Source organism: Phyllobacterium sp. P5_D12 (genome assembly GCF_054049495.1).
In genome coordinates, this window is record NZ_JBFUMG010000262.1 from 1 (window position 1) to 6,068 (window position 6,068).

Genomic DNA, 6,068 nt, shown 5'->3' on the forward strand with positions numbered 1-6,068 from the left:
GGCAGCAGAACCGCAAGCCTTCGTCAAACCGGCACCGCGTTCCCACGTACGCAGGGTAATGGCGTTGCGGCTGGTCACGTGCGCAATGGAGATATTGGCGCGCTCCGGAAAGATCGGATGGTTTTCAAGGAGAGGCCCGAACCGCTCCAGATCGTAGGTCCACACGTCCTGGTCAACCCAAAAGATCGCATGCGGATTGCCCATATTGGCGACCGATGGCGAATGCAGGACCGGCGCATCGATCGGCCCAATCTGCAATTCTATCCTGCGCGTGTCGTGAAACGGTTCCGCGAGGGGAATGTCCTGCCACTCGAAGCGCGGCTTGCCCATATCGACGGAGATCTGGCCATCCGGATGTTCGCGGGCGGTCAGGATTCCGGCGATAGTCTCGAAAGTGAATTCACACTTGCCAGTTTCAGAGCTCAGCGCCTGCACCACGCAGCGCATGCCATTGCCACAGGCCTGCGCCTCGCTGCCGTCGGAATTGATAATCTCGATATAGGYTTCCGTGCCGCCGGTTCTGGACGAGTGAATTGCCATGATCTGGTCGAACTTGGTCGCCGGATCCCGGTCAAGCGCGATAGCAGCGTCAGCCGTAATCCGGTCCGCACGCCCGCGCATATCGGCAACGATGATTTCGTTACCAAGCCCGTTCATCTTCGCAAATTGCGCGTATGCCGCCATACCTTCGCTAGCCTATAATTGCCATCATCTGTCGATAGAGGGCTTATATGGCGGAAAAGGGAAAGAAATGCCAGTGCCTGCGCGACTCTGTCTTGCGGGTGTTCCGTGTTCATGCGCATCGTCGACGCCGCCAACCAGTCATGGTTTGCTGCAATGCATAAGACTTTATTCACCTTGAAATGATTGAATTGGTTAATGCCGCCGGTCCTGGCTGATCGCGGGCAGCTTTGGAAGGTGTGGCGATATTGTCAGTTCCATTATTTTTTGATGGTCCTGATGGCCGGTTCGGTCAGAAAAACAGCGGTTTTTCTGGGGTGCGGGTTGAAATTTTGCCGGTATCGCCATTGTATTAATGGTTAAAGAGCGCCGAATAGAATCGCATTTTGAGTTCAAATGCGCAGATGGAGAATTGAAGTTATGGGGACTTTGAAAGTCAATTTGCTGGCCGTCGCCGTTGTGGGCATGGTGCTGGCGGGATGCCAGAGTTCGCGGATGGATCCTGTCTCTACCGCGCCTGCACCATTGCAGCCGGCACCCTCAGGCTCGGTGAGCCAGAGCCAACTGCCACCGCCGGGCGGCTCCAATCAGTTTCCGACGGCCCCGACAACGGGTAACGCAACTCCAGCGGCGCAGGGCAATACGCAGGTCGCTGCGCTGCCACCTGAAAATGCTCCTGACCTTACTGCCAGCAGCGTTGCCGGCGTCTGGAATGCTTCGATGGGCGGGCAGAGCTGCAAGATCGCGACGCCGCAAACCAAGTTCGGCCAAGGCTACCGTGCCGGTCCTCTGCGTTGCCCGGGCGAACTCGCCAACCTCTCTTCCTGGGCTGTGAGCGGCAAGCAGCTCACGCTTTACGATGCAGCGGGCGGTACAGTGGCAAAACTCTATTCTTCCGGCCAATCGAAGTTCGACGGCCAGACTTCGGGCGGGCAGAACGTTAGTCTGTCACGTTAGCTGAAATTGGAGTGCGCCACGGGCGCACCCGGAGACTGCATTTCGCATGTCGCACGATAATTTGAAAGTATTCCCCTCCGTGCGTGAGCGCTACGATGCGCTGGTGCACGCAGGAGATTTGGACGCCGATCCATCCCAACAGCGTCTTGCCAGTCGATTTGACTGTTTGATCCACGACGTGGCGACGAAGCGTCTCGCAACAAAATCCAGTGCGCTGGGCTGGCTGTTCAGCCGAAAGGCGCCGCGGCACGAAATCGTCAAGGGTCTGTACATCCATGGCGAAGTCGGTCGGGGCAAGACTATGTTGATGGACATGTTCCATCAACTGGTGCCGGTCAAACGCAAACGTCGGGCGCACTTCATCGACTTCATGGCGGATGTGCATGAGCGCATCAACGCGCACCGCCAGGCTCTCAAGAAGGGCGAAACGAAACAAGAAGATCCTATACCGCCGGTTGCCGATGCGTTGGCAGAGCAGGCATGGGTTCTGTGTTTCGACGAATTCACGGTGACCGATATTGCCGATGCGATGATCCTGTCGCGCCTGTTTCGGGCGCTCTTCGAGCGTGGCGTGGTGCTCGTCGCTACGTCGAATGTCGCGCCCGAAAATCTTTATCGCGATGGTCTCAACCGCCAGCTTTTCCTGCCGTTCGTCGATCTTCTGAAAACTCACGTGGACGTTATCAATCTCGATGCCCGCACAGATTATCGCCTGGAGAAGCTCAACCGCATGCCGGTTTTTCTTTCGCCGCTGAACGATGAAACGAGCCGATTGATGGATGACGCCTGGCACGCCGCGACCGCTGGCGCGACCATCGCGCAAGATAGTGTCAAGGTCAAAGGCCGTACGGTCATCATTCCGCAGGCCGCACGGCACGTCGCGCGCTTTACGTTTGCCGATCTCTGCTCGAAGCCACTAGGGGCGGCAGACTATACCGCGATCATCAAGCGCTATCAGACAATCTTTATTGATGCTGTGCCTGTGCTCGATCTGCCGAGACGCAATGAAGCCAAGCGATTCATCATCCTCATCGATCTCCTCTACGATCACCAGGTGCACGTGGTGATCTCGGCCGCCGCGTCGCCGAACCAGCTTTATGTGGCAAAGTCAGGCAACGAGGCCTTTGAATTTGACCGCACGGCTTCACGCTTGTTCGAGATGCAAAGTGAGGATTATTTGGCCGAAGCGGGCGCACGTTCCGAGTCAGCCCAGCCGCCCCGGTCCGCAGAAGTTTAAGCCATCAATTGCGTGTGATCCAACTCGCCTTTCTTTCATCATTTTGATATGTTCTCCATGCTAAAAATGGCGCGGTTCAACTTTTGTAGGGCGAACTTTGTTGACGTTTACGTAAATCCCATCAATTCTAACCGATTGAATTTATTGGGGTGAAAATTTTGTGTTGAGTTATTTTTGAAAGAGGAATATTCGAACGTCCCAGCGCAAGGACATGTGGTAAAAGGTTTGCCCGTGAGCTGCCCGAATATTGCGATGTGTCCTTTGGCGTCCGTCACGACTTCAGATCAAGGAAGTAACCAGCATGGCACGTAATAAAATCGCCCTCATCGGTTCAGGCATGATCGGTGGAACGCTTGCACATCTGATCGGGCTCAAGGAGCTCGGTGATATCGTGCTTTTCGACATCGCAGAAGGCATACCGCAGGGCAAGGGACTGGACATCGCCCAGTCGTCGCCAGTTGACGATTTTGACGCCAGTCTCGTCGGCGCCAATGACTATTCGGCAATCGAAGGCGCCGATGTAGTGATCGTCACCGCCGGAGTGCCGCGCAAGCCGGGTATGAGCCGCGATGATCTTCTCGGCATCAACCTCAAGGTCATGGAGCAGGTTGGCGCGGGCATCAAGAAGTACGCCCCCGGCGCTTTCGTGATCTGCATCACCAATCCGCTGGACGCCATGGTCTGGGCGTTGCAGAAGTTCTCCGGTCTGCCGAAGAACATGGTTGTCGGCATGGCCGGCATTCTTGACAGCGCACGCTTCCGTTATTTCCTTGCCGACGAGTTCAAAGTCTCCGTTGAGGATGTCAGCGCCTTCGTTCTCGGTGGGCACGGCGACAGCATGGTGCCGCTTGCACGCTATTCCACCGTTGCGGGTATCCCGCTTCCGGATCTGGTCAAGATGGGTTGGACCAGCCAGGAAAAACTCGATCAGATCATCCAGCGCACCCGCGATGGCGGAGCCGAAATCGTCGGCTTGCTGAAGACGGGTTCTGCTTTCTACGCGCCGGCATCGTCGGCGATTCAGATGGCCGAAGCTTTCCTTAAAGACAAGAAGCGCGTTCTTCCCGTCGCAGCCCATCTTTCCGGTCAATACGGTGTCAAGGACATGTATGTCGGCGTCCCCGTCATCATCGGCGCTGGTGGTGTCGAGCGTGTCATCGAAATCGATCTCAACAAGACGGAACAAAAACAATTCGAGGCTTCTGTCGCTTCTGTTGCGGGCCTGTGCGAGGCCTGCATCAATATTGCTCCGAACCTGAAATAGCTCGGGCCTGAAACAATTCTGAAACGATCCGCACCTATGTGTGCGGATTATTCGTAGAGGAAATATCATATGAATATTCACGAATATCAGGCCAAGCGTCTGTTGCACTCGTTCGGTGCGCCGATCGCCAATGGCGTCGCCGTCTATTCCGTCGAACAAGCGGAAGAATGGGCTAAGACGCTGCCCGGTCCGCTTTATGTGGTAAAGAGCCAGATTCATGCGGGCGGGCGTGGCAAGGGCAAGTTCAAGGAACTCGGACCGGATGCGAAGGGCGGCGTACGCCTTTCCAGATCGGTCGAGGAGGTTGTTGCCAACGCGAAGGAAATGCTGGGCAACACGCTGGTCACCAAGCAGACCGGTCCCGCCGGCAAACAGGTGAACCGCCTTTACATCGAAGACGGCGCCAACATCGAGCGCGAGCTCTATTTATCCATCCTGATCGATCGCGCCACCGGCCGCCCGGCTTTCGTTGTTTCCACTGAGGGTGGGATGGATATCGAAGGCGTCGCGCACGACACGCCAGAAAAGATCATCACCGTCTCGATCGATCCGGAAAAAGGCGTGACCGCGGAAGATACCGCCAAGATCAATGACGCATACGGCCTCACAGGTGAAGCCAAGGCCGACGGCGAGACGCTTTTCCCGATCCTCTACAAGGCCTTCACCGAGAAGGACATGAGCCTGCTCGAGGTCAACCCACTGATCGTCATGAAAGACGGCCGCTTGCGTGTTCTCGATGCCAAGGTGTCGTTCGACGGCAACGCCCTGTTCCGCCATCCCGACGTTGTCGAACTCCGTGACACTACGGAAGAGGACGCCAAGGAAATCGAGGCTTCGAAATATGACCTGGCCTATGTGGCACTCGACGGCAATATCGGCTGCATGGTCAATGGTGCAGGTCTCGCCATGGCAACGATGGACATCATCAAGCTGTATGGTGCTGAGCCAGCGAACTTCCTCGATGTTGGCGGGGGCGCCAGCAAGGAGAAGGTCACAGCTGCGTTCAAGATCATTACGGCCGATCCCGCGGTCAAAGGCATTCTGATCAACATCTTCGGCGGTATCATGAAATGCGATATCATTGCTGAAGGCGTGATCGCTGCGGTCAAGGAAGTCGGTCTCAAGGTTCCGCTCGTCGTTCGCCTCGAAGGTACCAATGCCGAACTCGGCAAGAAAATCATCAATGAAAGCGGCCTGAATGTCGTCTCTGCGGACGATCTCGATGATGCGGCGCAGAAAATCGTCGCAGCTGTGAAGGGGAACTAAGGCATGTCTATTCTGGTTAACAAAGACACCAAGGTTCTCGTTCAGGGCCTCACCGGCAAGACCGGTACATTCCACACCGAACAGGCTTTGGCTTATTACGGTACTCAGATGGTCGGCGGCATCCATCCGAAAAAGGGCGGCGAGACCTGGGAAGGCAATCTGCCGACTGGTTCGAGCGCGCAGCTGCCGATTTTCGCTACGGTTGCCGAAGGCAAGGATCGTACAGGCGCCAATGCGTCGGTCATCTACGTTCCGCCTGCAGGCGCAGCAGAAGCAATTCTGGAAGCCATCGAGGCAGAGATTCCTCTGATCATCTGCATCACCGAAGGTATTCCTGTGATGGATATGGTTCGGGTCAAGGCGCGCCTCGACCGTTCGACGTCGCGTCTGATTGGCCCGAACTGCCCTGGCGTCCTGACGCCGGAAGAATGCAAGATCGGCATTATGCCGGGTAACATCTTCAAGAAGGGTTCCGTGGGTGTTGTATCGCGCTCCGGAACACTTACCTATGAAGCAGTGTTTCAGACGACGAACGAGGGCCTCGGCCAGACGACTGCAGTCGGTATCGGCGGCGATCCTGTAAAGGGCACCGAGTTCATCGACGTCCTGGAAATGTTCCTTGCCGACGAAGCGACCAAATCGATCATCATGATCGGTGAAATC

At 56.2% G+C, this 6,068-nt stretch carries 6 protein-coding genes; 5 read left to right on the forward strand and 1 reads right to left on the reverse strand.

Going from position 1 to position 6,068, the window contains the following annotated elements:
- Window positions 1-684 (reverse strand): diaminopimelate epimerase (dapF, locus tag ACXJ5O_RS16470; protein ID WP_457300831.1); only part of this gene is annotated, 684 nt, incomplete at its 3' end.
- Window positions 685-1,101: 417 nt separating this feature from the next.
- Between dapF and ACXJ5O_RS16475 the strand changes: the two genes are divergently transcribed.
- The 5 genes from ACXJ5O_RS16475 to sucD all read left to right on the forward strand — a co-directional run.
- Window positions 1,102-1,638 carry a protease inhibitor Inh/omp19 family protein gene (locus tag ACXJ5O_RS16475; protein WP_457300832.1) on the forward strand — a complete coding sequence of 179 codons (537 nt, stop codon included), beginning with the start codon at window positions 1,102-1,104 and terminating at the stop codon, window positions 1,636-1,638.
- Window positions 1,639-1,684: 46 nt separating this feature from the next.
- A complete protein-coding gene (gene zapE, locus ACXJ5O_RS16480) occupies window positions 1,685-2,875 on the forward strand; it encodes a cell division protein ZapE (RefSeq protein ID WP_457300833.1) in 1,191 nt (396 codons plus the stop codon).
- A gap of 301 nt (window positions 2,876-3,176) precedes the next feature.
- Window positions 3,177-4,139, forward strand: coding sequence for a malate dehydrogenase (gene mdh, locus ACXJ5O_RS16485; protein ID WP_457300834.1), 963 nt, complete (start codon window positions 3,177-3,179; stop codon window positions 4,137-4,139).
- Window positions 4,140-4,208: 69 nt separating this feature from the next.
- On the forward strand, window positions 4,209-5,405 hold the full coding sequence (gene sucC / locus ACXJ5O_RS16490) for an ADP-forming succinate--CoA ligase subunit beta (protein ID WP_457300835.1): 1,197 nt from the start codon (window positions 4,209-4,211) through the stop codon (window positions 5,403-5,405).
- 3 nt (window positions 5,406-5,408) lie between these two features.
- The coding region (gene sucD, locus ACXJ5O_RS16495) for a succinate--CoA ligase subunit alpha (RefSeq protein ID WP_457300836.1) at window positions 5,409-6,068 on the forward strand (660 nt) is incomplete at its 3' end.